General features: G+C 56.2%; 14 protein-coding genes. 6 read left to right on the forward strand and 8 right to left on the reverse strand.

Annotated features, from left to right (window positions below):
• Window positions 1-48 precede the first annotated feature (48 nt).
• From leuA to leuD, 4 genes are read left to right on the forward strand one after another with little or no spacing between them, the layout of a single operon-like run.
• On the forward strand, window positions 49-1647 hold the full coding sequence (gene leuA / locus RFN81_RS15030) for a 2-isopropylmalate synthase (protein WP_264496595.1): 1599 nt from the start codon (window positions 49-51) through the stop codon (window positions 1645-1647).
• The gene (gene leuB / locus RFN81_RS15035) at window positions 1647-2738 is read left to right on the forward strand and encodes a 3-isopropylmalate dehydrogenase (protein ID WP_264496596.1); all 1092 of its coding nucleotides are present in this window, start codon (window positions 1647-1649) and stop codon (window positions 2736-2738) included. Before leuA ends, leuB begins: the two co-directional genes overlap by 1 nt.
• 2 nt (window positions 2739-2740) lie before the next feature.
• The gene (gene leuC, locus RFN81_RS15040; protein ID WP_264496597.1) at window positions 2741-4141 is read left to right on the forward strand and encodes a 3-isopropylmalate dehydratase large subunit; all 1401 of its coding nucleotides are present in this window, start codon (window positions 2741-2743) and stop codon (window positions 4139-4141) included.
• A 13-nt stretch (window positions 4142-4154) separates the two neighbouring features.
• Entirely contained in the window at window positions 4155-4757 is a 603-nt protein-coding gene (gene leuD / locus RFN81_RS15045; protein WP_264496598.1) for a 3-isopropylmalate dehydratase small subunit, read from the forward strand.
• A 111-nt stretch (window positions 4758-4868) separates the two neighbouring features.
• Here the strand turns inward: leuD and RFN81_RS15050 are convergent, their stop codons facing one another.
• The 7 genes from RFN81_RS15050 to RFN81_RS15080 form a co-directional block, all read right to left on the reverse strand.
• The gene (locus RFN81_RS15050; protein WP_264496599.1) at window positions 4869-5945 is read right to left on the reverse strand and encodes an iron-containing alcohol dehydrogenase family protein; all 1077 of its coding nucleotides are present in this window, start codon (window positions 5943-5945) and stop codon (window positions 4869-4871) included.
• 40 nt (window positions 5946-5985) lie between these two features.
• On the reverse strand, window positions 5986-7098 hold the full coding sequence (gene hisC, locus RFN81_RS15055; protein ID WP_264496600.1) for a histidinol-phosphate transaminase: 1113 nt from the start codon (window positions 7096-7098) through the stop codon (window positions 5986-5988).
• Window positions 7099-7121: 23 nt separating this feature from the next.
• A complete protein-coding gene (hutU, locus tag RFN81_RS15060; protein ID WP_264496601.1) occupies window positions 7122-8810 on the reverse strand; it encodes a urocanate hydratase in 1689 nt (562 codons plus the stop codon).
• A gap of 45 nt (window positions 8811-8855) precedes the next feature.
• Window positions 8856-10400, reverse strand: coding sequence for a histidine ammonia-lyase (hutH, locus tag RFN81_RS15065; protein WP_264496602.1), 1545 nt, complete (start codon window positions 10398-10400; stop codon window positions 8856-8858).
• Window positions 10401-10482: 82 nt separating this feature from the next.
• Window positions 10483-11268, reverse strand: coding sequence for an ABC transporter ATP-binding protein (locus RFN81_RS15070; protein WP_264496603.1), 786 nt, complete (start codon window positions 11266-11268; stop codon window positions 10483-10485).
• A complete protein-coding gene (locus tag RFN81_RS15075) occupies window positions 11265-12128 on the reverse strand; it encodes an ABC transporter permease (protein WP_378928651.1) in 864 nt (287 codons plus the stop codon). Before RFN81_RS15075 ends, RFN81_RS15070 begins: the two co-directional genes overlap by 4 nt.
• A 10-nt stretch (window positions 12129-12138) precedes the next feature.
• A complete protein-coding gene (locus RFN81_RS15080; RefSeq protein ID WP_264498999.1) occupies window positions 12139-13080 on the reverse strand; it encodes an ABC transporter substrate-binding protein in 942 nt (313 codons plus the stop codon).
• Between the two features lie 403 nt (window positions 13081-13483).
• Between RFN81_RS15080 and hutC the strand changes: the two genes are divergently transcribed.
• On the forward strand, window positions 13484-14239 hold the full coding sequence (gene hutC / locus RFN81_RS15085) for a histidine utilization repressor (protein ID WP_378928654.1): 756 nt from the start codon (window positions 13484-13486) through the stop codon (window positions 14237-14239).
• Between the two features lie 6 nt (window positions 14240-14245).
• Here the strand turns inward: hutC and RFN81_RS15090 are convergent, their stop codons facing one another.
• Window positions 14246-14824 (reverse strand): HutD family protein, encoded by a 579-nt coding sequence (locus RFN81_RS15090; protein WP_264496604.1) that lies wholly within the window; start codon window positions 14822-14824, stop codon window positions 14246-14248.
• Between the two features lie 256 nt (window positions 14825-15080).
• Here RFN81_RS15090 and hutI point away from each other — a divergent pair, with 256 nt between their 5' ends.
• Window positions 15081-16310 carry an imidazolonepropionase gene (gene hutI, locus RFN81_RS15095; protein ID WP_264496605.1) on the forward strand — a complete coding sequence of 410 codons (1230 nt, stop codon included), beginning with the start codon at window positions 15081-15083 and terminating at the stop codon, window positions 16308-16310.
• Window positions 16311-16452: the final 142 nt, after the last annotated feature.

Consider the following 16452-nt stretch of genomic DNA (forward strand, 5'->3'; position numbering starts at 1 on the left):
ACTCGCCGAGCGCCACGTACATAGCAGACACGACAAGGAACCAAACCGATGAGCGAGCAAGTCATAATTTTTGATACCACATTACGCGATGGTGAACAGGCTTTACAGGCAAGCCTGAGCGTAAAAGAAAAATTGCAAATTGCCTTTGCCCTGGAGCGTATGGGCGTGGATGTGATGGAAGTGGGTTTCCCCGTGTCATCACCCGGTGACTTCGAATCGGTACAAACGATTGCCCGCAACATCAAAAACAGTCGCGTCTGTGGGCTGACACGCTGTGTCGAAAAGGATATCGATGTCGCCGCTGAAGCGCTGCGTGTCGCCGACGCCTTCCGCATCCATACTTTTATCGCCACCTCGCCGATGCACATCGCCACCAAATTGCGCAGCACGCTGGATGACGTCATTGAACGCGCTATTTTTATGATCAAGCGGGCGCGGAACTACACGGATGACGTTGAGTTTTCCTGTGAAGATGCTGGCCGCACACCCATCCCGGATCTGTGTCGCGTGGTTGAAGCCGCCATCAACGCCGGGGCCAACACCATTAATATTCCGGACACCGTTGGCTATACCCTGCCACATGAGTTCGGCAATATTATCGCCTCTCTGTACCAACATGTTCCTAATATTGATAAGGCCATTATTTCCGTTCACACGCATGACGATCTGGGGTTGGCGGTAGGCAACGCCATGGCGGCGGTGCATGCCGGCGCGCGTCAGGTTGAAGGCACGCTGAACGGTATTGGCGAACGTGCCGGTAACTGTGCATTGGAAGAAGTCATCATGGCGATAAAGACCCGCCATAACATCCTGAATCTGCACACGGATATCAATCATCAGGAAATCTACCGTACCAGCCAATTGGTCAGCCAGATTTGTAATATGCCCATTCCCGCGAACAAAGCGGTTGTGGGGGCTAACGCCTTCGCTCATTCTTCCGGCATTCATCAGGATGGCGTGCTGAAAAACCGTGAAAACTACGAAATCATGACGCCAGAATCCATCGGCTTAAAAGAGGTTCAGTTGAATCTGACATCTCGTTCTGGCCGTGCGGCGGTGAAACATCGCATGGAAGAAATGGGCTATCAGGATAGCGATTACAATCTGGACGATCTGTACACCGCTTTCCTGAAATTAGCGGATAAGAAAGGACAGGTATTTGACTATGATCTGGAAGCCCTGGCCTTTATCAACCGTCAGCAGGAAGAACCGGAATTCTACAGCCTGGATTATTTCAGCGTACAATCCGGCTCCAGCGTTATTGCCACGGCATCAGTCAAATTGGTGTGCGGCAAAGAAACCCAATCTGAAGCCGCAACGGGAAATGGCCCGGTGGATGCCGTCTATCAGGCCATCAACCGCATCACGGGCTATCAGATCTCGTTGGTCAAATACCAATTGACCGCCAAAGGACATGGCCGGGATGCATTGGGGCAAGTTGATATTGTCGCCGACTATCAAGGGCGACGTTTCCACGGCGTAGGGTTGGCAACAGATATCGTTGAAGCTTCCGCGCAGGCAATGGTAAATGTATTAAACAACATCAAACGTGCTCAGCAGGTTGAAAAAGAAGTTCAACGTCTGCAACAGCATAATAATCAACAACAAAACGATAGCAAACAACAGAATAGTCAGGAAACCTTGTGATGACAAAGAGCTACCATATCGCCGTTTTACCCGGAGACGGCATTGGCCCGGAAGTAATGCAACAGGCCCACAAAGTACTGGACGCCGTTCGTCAGCGTTTTGGCATCCAAATTACCACCAGCGAGTATGACGTTGGCGGTATCGCCATTGACCGTCAGGGCACACCGTTGCCACCGACAACCGTCACAGGCTGTGAGCAAGCCGACGCGATTTTGTTCGGATCCGTGGGCGGCCCGAAGTGGGAACACCTGCCGCCGGCAGAACAACCGGAACGCGGTGCATTATTGCCGTTACGTAAGCATTTCAAACTGTTCAGCAATCTGCGCCCGGCAAAACTGTATCAGGGGCTGGAAGCGTTTTGCCCACTGCGTAGCGACATCGCGGAGAAAGGCTTCGATATCCTATGCGTCCGTGAATTGACGGGCGGCATTTACTTCGGTCAGCCCAAAGGGCGCGAAGGTAGCGGTCAGCACGAACGCGCTTTCGATACCGAGGTATACCACCGTTTCGAAATTGAGCGCATTGCGCACATCGCGTTTGAATCCGCACGTAAGCGCCGCAGCATCGTCACGTCTATTGATAAAGCCAACGTGCTGCAAAGTTCCATTTTGTGGCGCGAGATCGTCACAGAAGTCGCCAAAGACTATCCTGATGTCACGCTGTCCCACCTGTATATCGACAACGCGACAATGCAGTTGATTAAAGATCCGGCGCAGTTTGACGTCATGCTGTGCTCTAACCTGTTCGGTGACATTCTGTCCGACGAGTGCGCCATGATCACTGGCTCAATGGGCATGCTGCCTTCTGCCAGCCTGAACGAGCAGGGCTTTGGCCTGTATGAACCCGCCGGGGGTTCTGCGCCGGATATCGCCGGTAAAGACATCGCCAACCCGATTGCGCAAATTCTGTCGCTGGCGCTGCTGTTACGCTACAGCCTGGGGGCCGATGAGGCGGCGGGCGCGATCGAGAAAGCCGTTAATACCGCGTTGGCTGAAGGCTACCGTACCGCCGATCTGGCCAGCGCAAGCAACGCGATCGGGACTAATGAGATGGGCGACGTGATTGCGCGTTTTGTCGCGCAAGGAGCATAACCATGGGTGAGACGTTATATCAAAAACTGTTCGATGCGCATGTCGTTCGTGAAGCGCCGAACGAAACGCCGCTGCTGTACATTGACAGGCATCTGGTGCACGAAGTGACCTCGCCTCAGGCCTTTGACGGCCTGAGGGCCAAGGGGCGTAAAGTTCGCCAACCGGGGAAAACCTTCGCCACGATGGACCACAATGTGTCCACGCAAACCAAAGACATCAATGCCAGCGGCGAAATGGCCCGTATTCAGATGCAGGAATTAATCAAAAACTGTGCGGAATTCGGCGTTCAACTGTATGACCTGAACCATCCGAATCAGGGGATTGTTCACGTTATTGGCCCGGAACAAGGCATGACCCTGCCCGGTATGACCATCGTCTGCGGTGATTCACACACGGCGACGCACGGCGCGTTTGGCTCATTGGCCTTTGGAATCGGTACATCCGAAGTGGAGCACGTGCTGGCGACGCAAACGCTGAAACAGGGCCGCGCCAAAACCATGAAAATTGAAGTTACCGGTGAGGCGCCTCTCGGTATCACGGCCAAAGATATTGTGCTGGCGATCATCGGTAAAACGGGCAGCGCGGGCGGCACCGGTCATGTGGTTGAATTTTGTGGTCAAGCCATTCGTGCGCTGAGCATGGAAGGCCGCATGACACTGTGCAACATGGCGATTGAAATGGGCGCGAAGGCGGGTCTGGTCGCACCGGACGAGACGACGTTCAGCTATTTGCAAGGTCGCCAATTTGCCCCGAAAGGCGCTAATTGGGATGCCGCCGTAGCCTACTGGCGCACATTGAAATCCGATGACGACGCGCAGTTCGATGCGGTGGTCACGTTGGACGCCGCACAGATTGCCCCGCAGGTCACCTGGGGCACCAACCCCGGTCAGGTTATCGCCGTAAACCAGGAAATTCCTAACCCCGATTCTTTCAGCGATCCGGTAGAACGCGCCTCCGCCGCCAAGGCGCTGGCCTATATGGATCTGCAACCCGGCATTAAACTGACCGACGTGAAGATTGATAAAGTCTTTATTGGTTCCTGCACCAACTCACGTATCGAAGATTTGCGCGCCGCGGCAGAAATCGCCAAAGGGCGCAAAGTCGCCGCAGGTGTTCAGGCTATCGTCGTACCTGGTTCTGGCCCGGTAAAAACCATGGCGGAGCTGGAAGGGCTGGATAAAGTGTTTATCGAAGCCGGTTTTGAGTGGCGCTTACCGGGGTGCTCCATGTGTCTGGCGATGAATAATGACCGCCTGAACCCCGGCGAACGCTGCGCATCGACCAGTAATCGCAACTTTGAAGGCCGTCAGGGGCGCGCAGGCCGCACGCATCTGGTTAGCCCGGCAATGGCGGCAGCGGCGGCGGTGACGGGCCGCTTCGCCGACGTTCGCGAGTTAAATTAAGAGGGAAACCAACATGGATAAATTTACCCAACATACGGGGCTGGTGGTTCCTCTGGATGCCGCTAATGTCGATACCGACGCTATTATTCCCAAACAGTTTCTGCAAAAGGTAACGCGCACCGGTTTTGGCCAACATCTGTTCCACGACTGGCGCTTTCTGGACGATGCGGGCCAACAACCCAACCCTGATTTCGTCCTGAATAAACCGCAATACCAAGGCGCGAGTATCCTGCTGGCGCGCGAAAACTTCGGCTGCGGGTCGTCTCGTGAACACGCGCCGTGGGCGCTGACCGATTATGGCTTTAGCGTGGTGATCGCTCCCAGTTTCGCCGATATTTTCTATGGCAACGCGTTTAACAACCAACTGCTGCCAGTAAAATTAAGCGACGAGGAAGTGGATGAACTGTTCAAACTGGTTGAGGGCAAAGAAGGGATAACCTTCACGGTCGACCTAGAAAATCAGGTTGTTCTGGCGGGTGATAAGCGCTATCCATTTGAAATCGATAGCTTCCGTCGGCACTGCATGATTAACGGGTTAGATAGCATCGGTCTGACGCTGCAACACGAAGCGTCTATCACCGAGTATGAAAAGAATCAGCCAGCCTTTCTGAGATAATTAAGGGCGGCAGATAGCGCAAAGCCCGCAGGTGTCGCTGCGGGCGGTTGCTTTCACCGTTCTTCTGCGCCTGAAGGCTACCGCTCGCGCCTTATTATCTAACTCGTGGCATTATTCCATCGCGAGCGCTTCTACACGCTGGATTGCTTCACGTAACCGTTCAACGGTGACAGTATGAGGCATATTGCTCATATCCGGTGCCGTCACGGCCGCTTTCAATATGGCCGCCTGTTCCTCAGCCGTCAGGGTAGGTGCAATCGCTGCCAGTGATGTCGGGATGGCACAATCCTTCGCCAACGCAATGGCTTCAAGCAATTCCGCATCGCTACGCCCTTCTTGTGCCAGTAAACAGAGATTGCCAAACCCCACCAGCAGGCCATGCCCGTAAGCACGCGTCTTATCGCATACGGTAAAGCCCTCGTAGAGCGCATGAGCCGCCGCCGCATGGGCGCCATTGCTCATCAACGAGGTCAACCCGGCAAACAAAAAGATGGCATCAAGCACCTGATCCAACGCCGGTGTTGCCTGCCGTTGCCGGACAGCCTCACAGGCGGCGGCACCAAACCGGGCAATTTGTTGATAGCAGAGCTGGCTGTTTGCCATGGAGGACGCGCCAAAACCGGTGACATCCTTATTACCGCTAATCGCTCGTAATTCATACCATTTTGCCAGCGTATCACCCAGCCCCGCCGCTAACCAGCGCAGCGGCGCGTTAGCCAGAATATCAGAATCGATAATCACCGCAGCCGGCGCGACGGGAAGATGATAAAGGTCGCGAAAATGGCCATCGTCATGATAGCGAATCGTCAGCGGCGTCACCGCGGCACAGGTTGCCGCGATGGTTGGCAGAGTGATAACCGGACGGGAGGTTTCCAGCCCGACGGCCTTGCCGGTATCTAATGCCTTCCCGCCGCCCACCGCGATAATCACATCGGCGGCCTGAGTGCGTACCTCTTGTGCCAGACGTGAAATTTGTGTTTCGCTGCACTCGCCGCCGTACCAGATGTCGGCACATTTGCTCACACCAGCTGCGGCCAACTGTGCGTCGATCAAGGCTGACGCCGCTTTCAGCGCATGCTTGCCCCCCAAAACCAAAGCACGCTTACCCAGTGCTGAAACAATGGCGCCTAACTGGTTAATCGCGCCAGCGCCGCGCACCACGCGCGCGGGAAAATAGACCTGTTGCATGTGTTCTCCGTCAGTATTCAGTTTATGGGCCGAAGCGGGATTACTGTACACACCGGCGCAACGCTGCAATACATTGTTGATTGGCGGCCTCAGACCCCACCGAGATCCGTAGCCATTGAGTGTATCCGGCTTCCAGCCAGGGCTTCACAATAACCCCGAAATGCAATAAACGCTCGGCTAACGCAGCGCTATCCTGCTCAACATTCACAAACAGAAAATTGGCCTGCGACGGCGCTACACACCATCCTAAAGCGTGTAGTTGATCTCTGAGCCAGGCCCGTTGCTGCGCGACATGAGTGACACTGCGTGCCACGTGCGCCACATCCAACAGTGCCGCCTGTGCCGCCGCTTGCGCCATACGGTTGATATTGAACGGTGTACGTACGCGATCGAGCAATTCCACCATCTCGGCATGACACGCTAAACCATACCCTACACGCAAGCCAGCCAGACCGTATGCCTTGGAAAAGGTGCGCAACACAATCCACGGTCGCGCCTGCTGACGTAATACGGAGAGGCTATCGGGATAATCGGGATGCGTGGCACAGTACTCATAATATGCTTCATCAATCACCAATACGCAGTCCGGCGGCGTCATGGCAATCAGGCGTTCGAATCCCTCACGCCCCAGCATGCAGCCCACGGGGTTGGAAGGGTTACTGAACACCACCATTTTGGCCGGTTGTGCCAACGCCTGCGCCCAGGCATCCAGGTCGTACTCCATCTGCGCGTTCACCGGCACCAGCGTCACCTCTGCCCCTAACATTTTGGGATACAGGTGATGCAACCCAAAAGAGGGCAGCAGCGTAACAACCCGATCGCCCGGATTGAGAAAAGCCAGGCACAGCATTTCCAACAGGTTTTCCGAGCCATTGCCCATCACTACCTGCTCCGGCGTCACTCCGGTGCGTGCGGCAATGACCGCGCGCAGTTGGAGACTCGACGGGTCGGGATAACAGGCCGTGCGCGTCACTTCGGCCCGCAGCGCCGCATCGGCCAGCGGACTCATGCCCAGTGGGTTTTCATTGCTGGCGAGGCGGGCAATATCCGTCACAGCAAAACGCTGGCGCACTGCATCATCAGATAACCCAGAGTTATAGCGTCCCAGTTGGCGGGCTTCGCGCCGCGCCAGTCGTTCAATCGTTTCTTTCATGATGACCTCAGCGGCGCGCTCCGTTAACCCTTAACCATCGGCAAGTTCAACCCATGGTGTGCGGCGCATGCGATAGCGCTCTCATACCCGGCATCCGCATGGCGCATTACGCCCGTTGCCGGGTCGTTCCACAGCACGCGCGCCAGACGTTCATCGGCCTGTTCGCTGCCATCACACACGATCACCGTGCCAGCATGCTGTGAGAAGCCCATACCCACACCGCCACCGTGATGCAGGCTGACCCAGGTTGCGCCACCCGCCGTGTTTAACAACGCATTGAGCAGCGGCCAGTCGGATACCGCGTCCGAGCCATCGCGCATCGCTTCGGTTTCCCGATTCGGTGAGGCAACCGATCCGCAGTCCAGATGATCGCGGCCAATCACAATCGGCGCTTTCAGTTCACCCTTGCGTACCATCTCATTGAACGCCAGCCCTGCCAGATGGCGCTCGCCCAATCCTAACCAGCAAATACGCGCGGGTAACCCTTGGAAAGCGATGCGCTCTTGCGCCATATCCAGCCAGCGGAGTAACGACGTGTTCTCAGGGAACAGTTCCTTGAGCTTGGCATCGGTACGCGCGATATCCTCCGGGTCGCCGGACAACGCCACCCAGCGGAACGGGCCTTTGCCCTGACAGAACAAGGGGCGAATATAGGCAGGCACAAAGCCGGGGAAATCGAACGCGTTAGCTACGCCCTCTTCCAGTGCCATCTGGCGGATGTTGTTACCGTAATCCACCGTCGGGATACCCATATGGTGAAATTCCAGCATCGCCTGCACATGCACCGCCATCGAGGCTTTGGCCGCTTTTTCCACCGTTTTTGGATCGCGAGTGCGCATCTCTGCCCAGCGCGCTGCATCCCACCCTTGCGGCAGATAACCGTTAATCGGATCGTGCGCCGAGGTTTGATCGGTCACGATATCCGGGCGCATACCTCCCGCCTTGGCGCGTTTCACCAGTTCAGGCACCACATCCGCCGCGTTACCCAACAGACCCACCGAAATGGCGCGTCCCGCTTTGCACGCTGCGTCGATCATTGCCAGCGCTTCGTCCAGATCGGTGGCCTTGTAATCGAGATAACGTGTGCGCAAGCGAAAATCAATACGTGACTCCTGGCACTCGATCGCCAGCACGCTGGCGCCGGCCAGCACGCCCGCCAACGGCTGCGCGCCGCCCATACCGCCCAGGCCCGCCGTTAGGATCCAACGCCCGCGCAAATCGCCGTTGTAGTGCTGTCGCCCTGCTTCGGCAAAGGTTTCGTAGGTGCCCTGCACAATGCCCTGCGCACCAATATAGATCCATGAACCTGCCGTCATCTGGCCGTACATCATCAGCCCATCGCGATCCAGCTTATTAAAGTGATCCCAGTTGGCCCAGTGCGGCACCAGATTCGAGTTGGCGATCAGCACGCGCGGCGCATTTTCATGGGTACGAAACACGCCCACCGGTTTACCGGACTGCACCAACAGCGTTTCATCCCCTTTAAGGGCACGCAGAGAGGCGAGTATCGCGTCGAAACAGGCCCAGTTGCGTGCCGCCTTGCCAATCCCGCCGTACACCACCAAATCCTCGGGCCGTTCGGCAACGTCTGGATCCAGGTTATTCTGGATCATGCGGTACGCCGCTTCGATCAGCCAGTTTTCACAATGCAGTTCACTGCCGTGGGGTGCTCTCACTTCTCGCGCACCCGCCTGTTCCACAGATGAAGTCATAATGCTGTTCCTTTGATAGTCGGTTAATGTCCGTACCCTGTCGGGTTATTGCGCATAAGTGGGCAGCAACGCCGCCACCGGTTCCGGCCAGTCGGCCTGACTTGCCCAGCGACACATGGCGGCAATATCCGGTGCCAGATAGCGATCTTTGTCGAGGAAAGGCACCGCCTGACGAATGCGCGTTAACTCCTGTTCCAGCAAGGTAGAACTGCGTAGCGGGCGGTGGAAGTCGATACCCTGTGCCGCCGCCATCGCCTCAATTCCCACGACGGCTGCGGTGTTGTCACACATTGCACCTAGACGGCGGGCCGCGTAAGTGGCCATGGAGACGTGGTCTTCCTGATTGGCAGAGGTAGGTAAACTGTCAACGCTGCCAGGATGCGCCAGCGATTTGTTTTCTGACGCCAACGCGGCGGCGGTCACCTGGGCGATCATAAAGCCGGAGTTCACACCGCCATCGGCCACTAGGAAAGGCGGCAGTGCCGACAGGCCGGTATCGAGCAGCAGCGCCAAACGGCGTTCAGAAATCGCACCGATTTCCGCGACGGCAAGGGCGATAATGTCAGCGGCGAATGCCACCGGTTCGGCATGGAAGTTACCGCCAGAAATCACATCGCCGTTGTCGGTAAACACCAGTGGGTTGTCAGACGCCGCGTTGGCTTCAATTTGCAGAATGCGCGCCGCATGCGTCAGGTTATCCAGACAGGCGCCCATCACTTGCGGAATACAGCGGATGGAATAGGGGTCCTGCACCCGGCCACAATGAATATGCGACTCCATGATGCCACTGCCTTTGAGCAGTGCATCCATTGCCGCCGCCACCGCAATCTGACCTATCTGGCCGCGCGCGTTGTGAATACGCGCATCGAACGGTTTGGCCGAACCACGAATGGCCTCCAGCGAAAGCGCACCGGCGACCAAACCCGCCCCCAGCACCTGTTCTGCACCAAACAAGCCGCGCAGGGCAAGCGAGGTGGAAACCTGCGTCCCGTTAAGCAGCGCCAGCCCTTCTTTCGGCCCCAGCACTAGCGGCTCGACGCCAGCCAACGCCAACCCTTCTCGCGCTGGCAGTAGTTCGCCATTGATTCTGACCTGCCCTTCTCCCAGCAGCATCAGCGACATATGAGCCAATGGCGCTAAATCACCCGACGCCCCGACCGATCCTTTTTCCGGCACACACGGCATAACGCCGGCGTTGAACAGCGCCAGCAAGGTTTCAATCACCTGACGGCGTACGCCGGAATGACCGCGAGCCAAACTGACCACTTTGGTCGCCATCACTAAACGCAGCACGTTATCGGGCAGCAGCTCACCGACGCCAACACTGTGCGACAGCACCAGATTGCGTTGTAACTCTGCCAGACGATCGGCAGGAATCGAGGTGCTCACAAGCTTGCCAAACCCGGTATTGATGCCGTAGACCACCCGATTCTGCCGCACGATATCTGCCACCTGCTGGCACGCGGCATCCACGTCAGCCCAGGCCTCTTCGGCGAGCGTCAGCGTGACGCCACCGTGATAAATCGCCCGCAGCGTCGCCAGATCGACCGCGCCGGGAGTGAGGCAAATCGACGAGGGTGTTGTCGTCATAATCTATTCCTGTATATACAAGTTGAGCTAAAGTAAAAACGCCATAGGCGTTTTTGGTCTTGTTCTGCGTCGATGTGACTGACTAATGCGCCAACGCCTGGAGCGTTTCGGCGCGAATCTCTTCGGTCACCCTAGCCTTAAGCGCCATGAATTCCGGCGAGGTTTTCAGGGTGTAATCACGATGCCCATCAAAAGCCACCGCAATTTCGGTTTTGATACGTCCTGGGCGAGCACTAAAAATCGCGACTCGGTTACCCATAAAGATAGCTTCATCAATATCGTGCGTGACAAACATCACTGTCTTTCGTGACGCTTCCCACACCGAAAGTAAAAGTTCCTGCATCATGACGCGCGTCTGGTTATCCAGCGCGCCAAAAGGTTCATCCATTAACAACACTTTAGGGTCGTTCGCCAATGCGCGCGCAATCGCGGTGCGTTGCTGCATGCCGCCAGAAAGCTGACGCGGATAGTGATGCTCAAAACCTTTCAGGCCGACCTGATGAATGTAGTAGTCGCAGCGCTCTTGCTGCTGCGCCTTGCTGATGCCGCGCTCCTGCAAACCGAAACAGATGTTCTGCGCCACGGTCAGCCAGGGAAACAGCGTATAACTTTGAAACACCATACCGCGATCCGCACCCGGCCCTTCCACCAGCGCGCCATCGAGCCACACTTCGCCACGGGTGGGCGAATCCAACCCGGCAATAATGCGCAACAAGGTGGATTTACCACACCCCGACGGCCCAAGAATGGTAATAAAGTCATTCTCTTGTACCTGATAATTAACGGGCAGCAGCGCCTGAGTCTGCTCGCCACGCGGGCCGGTAAAGATGCGCTCGACCTGACGCACGGCGACTTTGCTGTAGGTCATGACAATAAGCTCCAGGAAAACAGGCGTCGGTTCATCGCCTTAAACAGAAAATCTGACAGCAAACCGATCACCCCGATGACGATAATGCCGAAGATGATCTGTCCGGTATTCAGCAGTGCCTGACTGTCCACAATCATGTGGCCGATACCGCTCGACGAGCCAATCAGCTCAGCCACAATCACGTAAGTCCACGCCCATCCGAGCACCAACCGCAGCAGTTCGGCAATTTCCGGTGCCGCGCCGGGGATCAGCACGCGACGCACCACGCTACCGTTGCTGCACCCCAACGTGTAGGCCGCCTCCACCAGATCGCGACGCGCCGCCCCTACCGCTACCGCCACCATCAACACAATTTGAAAGAAGGAGCCTATAAAGATCACCAGAATCTTCTGCATCTCACCGATGCCTGCCCATAGGATCAGTAGCGGAATAAACGCGGATGCCGGTAAATAGCGGCAAAACGACACAAAGGGTTCGAAAAACGCCTCGCACAGTTTGTACGCGCCCATCAGAATGCCGAGAGGAACACCGATGATCGCGGCCAGCAGGAACCCTGCCAGCACGCGCATCACCGTCATGGCGATATCCTCGGAAAAGTTATACTGGGTAAAGAGGATCGCCCCTTCACGCAGCATGGTCAGCGGATCGGCCAAAAAAGTCGGTGATACCGAACCGCTGAACGTCACCATTGCCCACAGGGCAAAAAACAGGACAAAAAAGGCCACCCCAAGTGCCACGCGCAACCGCACGGCGACAGGCCGTAGCGGCACCATCAACGGGTTGTGCCAGCGCGGTGCAGCGTCAGGTAACGCCGCAGGCGGCTGAGGCAGTTTGTCAGTCGCGCGAGAATCACTCATCATGCCAATATCCTTATTTCACGTAGCTGGCGTCATACAAGGTGCTGATATCCGGGATCTTGCGAATCACGCCCATTTCCAACAGCAGTTTGGCCGCTTCGTTGCTAAAGGTTTCGATCTCACCGCTGAAGAATTTGCGGTTCTGTTCTCTGTCCTGCCAACGCAGATAGCTGGCAGATTTAGCAAAATCCGCCCCGCTTGATTTCACCGCGGCGCCCATGATCTCATAGGATTTGTCCGGCTCGGCCTTGATCATCTCCAGCGCATCGAAATAGCTTTCCACCAATGCCTTGGCGGCCTGCGGATGTTCTGCAAGGAAATCAGGCGTACAGCCAAGCGTGTCCATTACCATCGGGTAATCGAGCGTGGTGGCGATGATCTTGCCGCTTTCCGGTTTTTCACGCACCGTGGAGAGGTAGGGTTCGTAAGTCATAGCCGCATCATTACGCCCGGCGAGCAGCGCCTGCGCGGCGGCCTGTGGCGAGAGGGTTACCGTCTTCACGTCTTTAAGCGTCATGCCGTTTTTATCCAGAATCCACGCCAGCGCAAAGTAGGGGGAAGTCCCCGGTGCATCGACACCAATGGTTTTCCCTTTCAATGCCTTGATATCATTGATCGGGCCACGAACCGCCAGACCGTCAGCGCCGTAGGATTTATCCAACTGCACAATTTGCTTGATCGGCACACCGTTGGCGTTCCAGGCGACATAGGTTTCTACCGTGGTAGCGGCACATTGAATCGAACCAGAGGCTACGGCCAGATGACGATCTTTTTGTGGGATCATTTTGATCGACACGTCCAGCCCGTGCTTCTTGAAGATGCCCGCTTTATCGGCCAGCGTCAGCGGCGCAAAGCCGGTCCAGCCAGAAATACCGATCGCTACCGACGTATCTGCCGCCTGCGCTACGCCTGCCGATACCATGCAAAGCGCTATCAGGGTCGCTTTCCAGCCCATGTTACCTCGTGCTTTGTTCATTCGTTCCGCTCCTGTGAGAGAAGTCATTACCCATGCGGCAAACTGCGCCAACGTTATTGTCGATACCCTAAATGGGTATAATCTTGTATAGACAACCAAAGCAAGCAATGTGCCAATGCCACAGAATCGTCGTTTGGCCCTTTATTGGCGGGAAGAGTATGAAAGTACCCTGTAGGAAAACAGGTTCCAGAATAGTGCATTGCTCCGGTTTGGCGCACCATGATGACTCGCGATTAACGAGGTAGCGCGTAAAAACACGCCGCCTGCTCTGAACAATCGGCTGTCAGCAGCACGGCACCGTTTTTTCTCTATTGTCTATACATATACATACGCGAATGAAATTCGCTACACTGCACAAAAGCGTAAGGTTAAGGAGAACACCGTGGTAACACAGCAGCGCGCCTCACAACTCGCAGGCGCCATGAGCGATATACCCGCCCCTATCTATCAACGGGTCAAGCAGGCGATTATCAGCCAGATTCGCACGGGTGCCTGGCAGCCGCACCAACGTATCCCGTCAGAGAGCGAGTTGGTCAACGAACTCGGCGTGAGCCGTATGACGATTAACCGCGCGCTGCGCGAGCTGACCAGTGAAGGCTTTTTGCTGCGTATGCAGGGGGTTGGTACGTTTGTCGCCGAGATCAAGGCCTACGCGGCTATGCTGGAAGTGCGTAATATCGCCGAAGAGATTGCCGAACGTGGACATCGCCACAGCAGCCGCGTGTTAGCGCTGCAAAGTCTGAAAGCAGAGGGGGAACTGGCGGAACAGTTTGATATTTCTCCCGGGCAAACGCTGTTCCACTCGCAGATCGTCCATTACGAAAACGATCTTCCGGTCCAGTTGGAAGATCGCTACGTCAATCCCGTGGAAGCACCGGACTATCTGCAACAGGATTTCACCCGCCGCACGCCTTACACCTATCTCAGTCAGGTCGCCCCACTTACCGCCGGTGAACACATCGTGGAAGCCTTTATTCCAGACGACCACCAGCGGCAGGTGTTGGCACTCGATCCGCAGGAGCCGTGCCTGATGATCCGCCGTCGCACCTGGCACGACGCTCGTATTGTTACCGTTGCTCGCCTGATTTATCCCGGTTCACGCTATCGTCTGTTGGGCCGTTTCAAGACCAACGGCTGATGGCTGTCAGGGCTGGCTCTCGCGACGAAATACCGCAGTGTAGAGCAGCCAGGCATCCTCGGTCAGTGGCGTGAGGTCGCGTTGGGGTTGTTGACTTGTCCACCACACGCCTTGTCCCGCCTGACAGGTTTCCTCACCAATACGCCAGCAGCCGTCCATCACATAGAGTACGCCCGCTTCCTGCGCGCCCAGTTGCATCGCATCACGCACCGCCATCACGGTGGCATAATGGCTGTCACGCCGGGTCATGATATTAAAATCCCGGTTGGCAGCCTCCCCGCCATGCGTCACGATCGGCGTGGCGGAAAGCGGCGTCTCACCGGCAAAAAACAGCGGTTCGCCGCGCCGCAAACGGTGCGAAAACGCTGGAAAAACCAGGGAAACCCCCGAACCTTCCAGCAAGGTAATAATGCGATCAATGCCCGGAAAGGCAGAAAAGTCACCGGCATGCGCAATGGTGGCAATGCTGGCACGCCAGGCAAACCCTTCCCCCGCCACCGCCGGCGCGCTGATGATTTCCCGTGTTTCTCCGCCGCCGTTGCGCCAACGGCTAACCGGTAAGGTATTCACATCAAAAAATGGCATCAAGGGTTCCTCAACGAATTTATCGCAATGACAAACCGCTCGCGAATCAGTAGCACGCCACTGCCGTCAGTGACAACAGCATCTCAGTCTAAGCGATCTTTTTAGTTGTCTATACCTATACATACACTAGCTTATTCCCACTTAGCCATAGTGAATTATTATGATCACAATAAGAAAAAGCTATCCTGCTCCTCTTGTCGTGCCAACGTAGGTAAGTTAGCTTGTCTTTGGTTGTATATACAATAAGAGCGATACCATGACTCAACGATTATCCTGCGACAGCCTGTGGCTCGGCGCCGATCTTGTCACCCTGCGCGATGGACGCTACCAGATCATTCATGATGGCGCACTGGCCGTCGCCGCAGGCAAGCTTGCCTGGGTTGGGCCGCAAGCGCAGTTACCCGACTATGATGCCGTCACCACCACCTACTTCGATGGCGGTATCATTACGCCCGGTTTTATCGATTGCCACACTCACCTGATGTTCGGTGGCAATCGCAGTGACGAATTCGAACAACGCCTCAATGGCGTTAGCTATGCCGACATCGCCGCCAACGGTGGCGGGATTCTCTCTACCGTTCGGGCCACGCGTGCCGCAACAGAACAGCAGTTGGTCGACAGCGCACGACAACGATTAGCCTTGCTGTTAGCCGAAGGCGTCACCACCGTCGAAATCAAATCCGGCTATGGGCTGGATATCGATAGCGAAATAAAAATGCTCCGCGCCATACGTGAGTTGGCTGCGCAGGTGCCCGCGCAGGTGATTGCTACCTGCCTGGCGGCCCACGCCGTTCCACCGGAATACGCAGGACGCGCCGACGCGTGGATTGCCACACTTTGCGATCGCTTACTGCCGCAGGTCGCGCAAGAACAATTGGCGGATGCGGTAGATGCGTTCTGCGAGCATTTGGCATTTTCACCCGCGCAGGTTGAAACACTGTTTAACACCGCAACAAAACTCGGGTTGCCAGTGAAATTGCACGCAGAGCAGCTCTCCGCACTGGGCGGTAGTTCCTTGGCGGCACGCTACCATGCGCTCTCTGCGGATCACCTGGAATACCTGACGGAAGAGGACGTTCGGGCGATGGCCGCCAGCGGCACGGTCGCCGTGCTGTTACCGGGTGCTTTCTACCTGCTGCGCGAAACGCAGCGGCCGCCGGTGGAACTGCTACGCCAGTACGGCGTGCCCATGGCCATCGCCAGCGATGCCAATCCCGGCACCTCACCCGCCCTCTCTCTACGCCTGATGCTCAACATGGCATGCACCCTGTTTCGGCTCACGCCGGAAGAAGCGTTGGCCGGTGTCACCTATCACGCCGCGAAAGCACTGGGGCTGCGAGCCAGCCACGGATCGCTTGAGGCCGGTAAGGTCGCCGATTTTGTACACTGGCCCGTTGCTCGTCCGGCAGAACTCGTCTATTGGTTGGGGGGGCAATTGCCTTGTACCACCATTTATCGTGGGCACGTTCGCCATGTAAATCATTAATTTTAAAAACGGTAACCAGCATGAGAAAAGATACAGGAAAGCTATCTGACCCGTTTCAGGGAGATGTCAAGCTACCACTATGTTGACTGGAGCGAACGGCTATCTTGGAGTACTCTGAAATAGCGTGGATCATCAACTAATA

The sequence above is a fragment of the Pectobacterium cacticida genome (assembly GCF_036885195.1).
In the GTDB taxonomy this organism is placed as follows: Bacteria; Pseudomonadota; Gammaproteobacteria; order Enterobacterales; family Enterobacteriaceae; genus Pectobacterium; species Pectobacterium cacticida.

Excerpts from the sequence above, each read along its gene's own strand:
- leuA (WP_264496595.1), top strand. The coding sequence starts at position 49 with ATGAGCGAGCAAGTCATAATTTTTGATACCACATTACGCGATGGTGAA.
- leuB (WP_264496596.1), top strand. The coding sequence starts at position 1,647 with ATGACAAAGAGCTACCATATCGCCGTTTTACCCGGAGACGGCATTGGC.
- leuC (WP_264496597.1), top strand. The coding sequence starts at position 2,741 with ATGGGTGAGACGTTATATCAAAAACTGTTCGATGCGCATGTCGTTCGT.
- leuD (WP_264496598.1), top strand. The coding sequence starts at position 4,155 with ATGGATAAATTTACCCAACATACGGGGCTGGTGGTTCCTCTGGATGCC.
- RFN81_RS15050 (WP_264496599.1), bottom strand. The coding sequence starts at position 5,945 with ATGCAACAGGTCTATTTTCCCGCGCGCGTGGTGCGCGGCGCTGGCGCG.
- hisC (WP_264496600.1), bottom strand. The coding sequence starts at position 7,098 with ATGAAAGAAACGATTGAACGACTGGCGCGGCGCGAAGCCCGCCAACTG.
- hutU (WP_264496601.1), bottom strand. The coding sequence starts at position 8,810 with ATGACTTCATCTGTGGAACAGGCGGGTGCGCGAGAAGTGAGAGCACCC.
- hutH (WP_264496602.1), bottom strand. The coding sequence starts at position 10,400 with ATGACGACAACACCCTCGTCGATTTGCCTCACTCCCGGCGCGGTCGAT.
- RFN81_RS15070 (WP_264496603.1), bottom strand. The coding sequence starts at position 11,268 with ATGACCTACAGCAAAGTCGCCGTGCGTCAGGTCGAGCGCATCTTTACC.
- RFN81_RS15075 (WP_378928651.1), bottom strand. The coding sequence starts at position 12,128 with ATGATGAGTGATTCTCGCGCGACTGACAAACTGCCTCAGCCGCCTGCG.
- RFN81_RS15080 (WP_264498999.1), bottom strand. The coding sequence starts at position 13,080 with ATGGGCTGGAAAGCGACCCTGATAGCGCTTTGCATGGTATCGGCAGGC.
- RFN81_RS15090 (WP_264496604.1), bottom strand. The coding sequence starts at position 14,824 with ATGCCATTTTTTGATGTGAATACCTTACCGGTTAGCCGTTGGCGCAAC.
- hutI (WP_264496605.1), top strand. The coding sequence starts at position 15,081 with ATGACTCAACGATTATCCTGCGACAGCCTGTGGCTCGGCGCCGATCTT.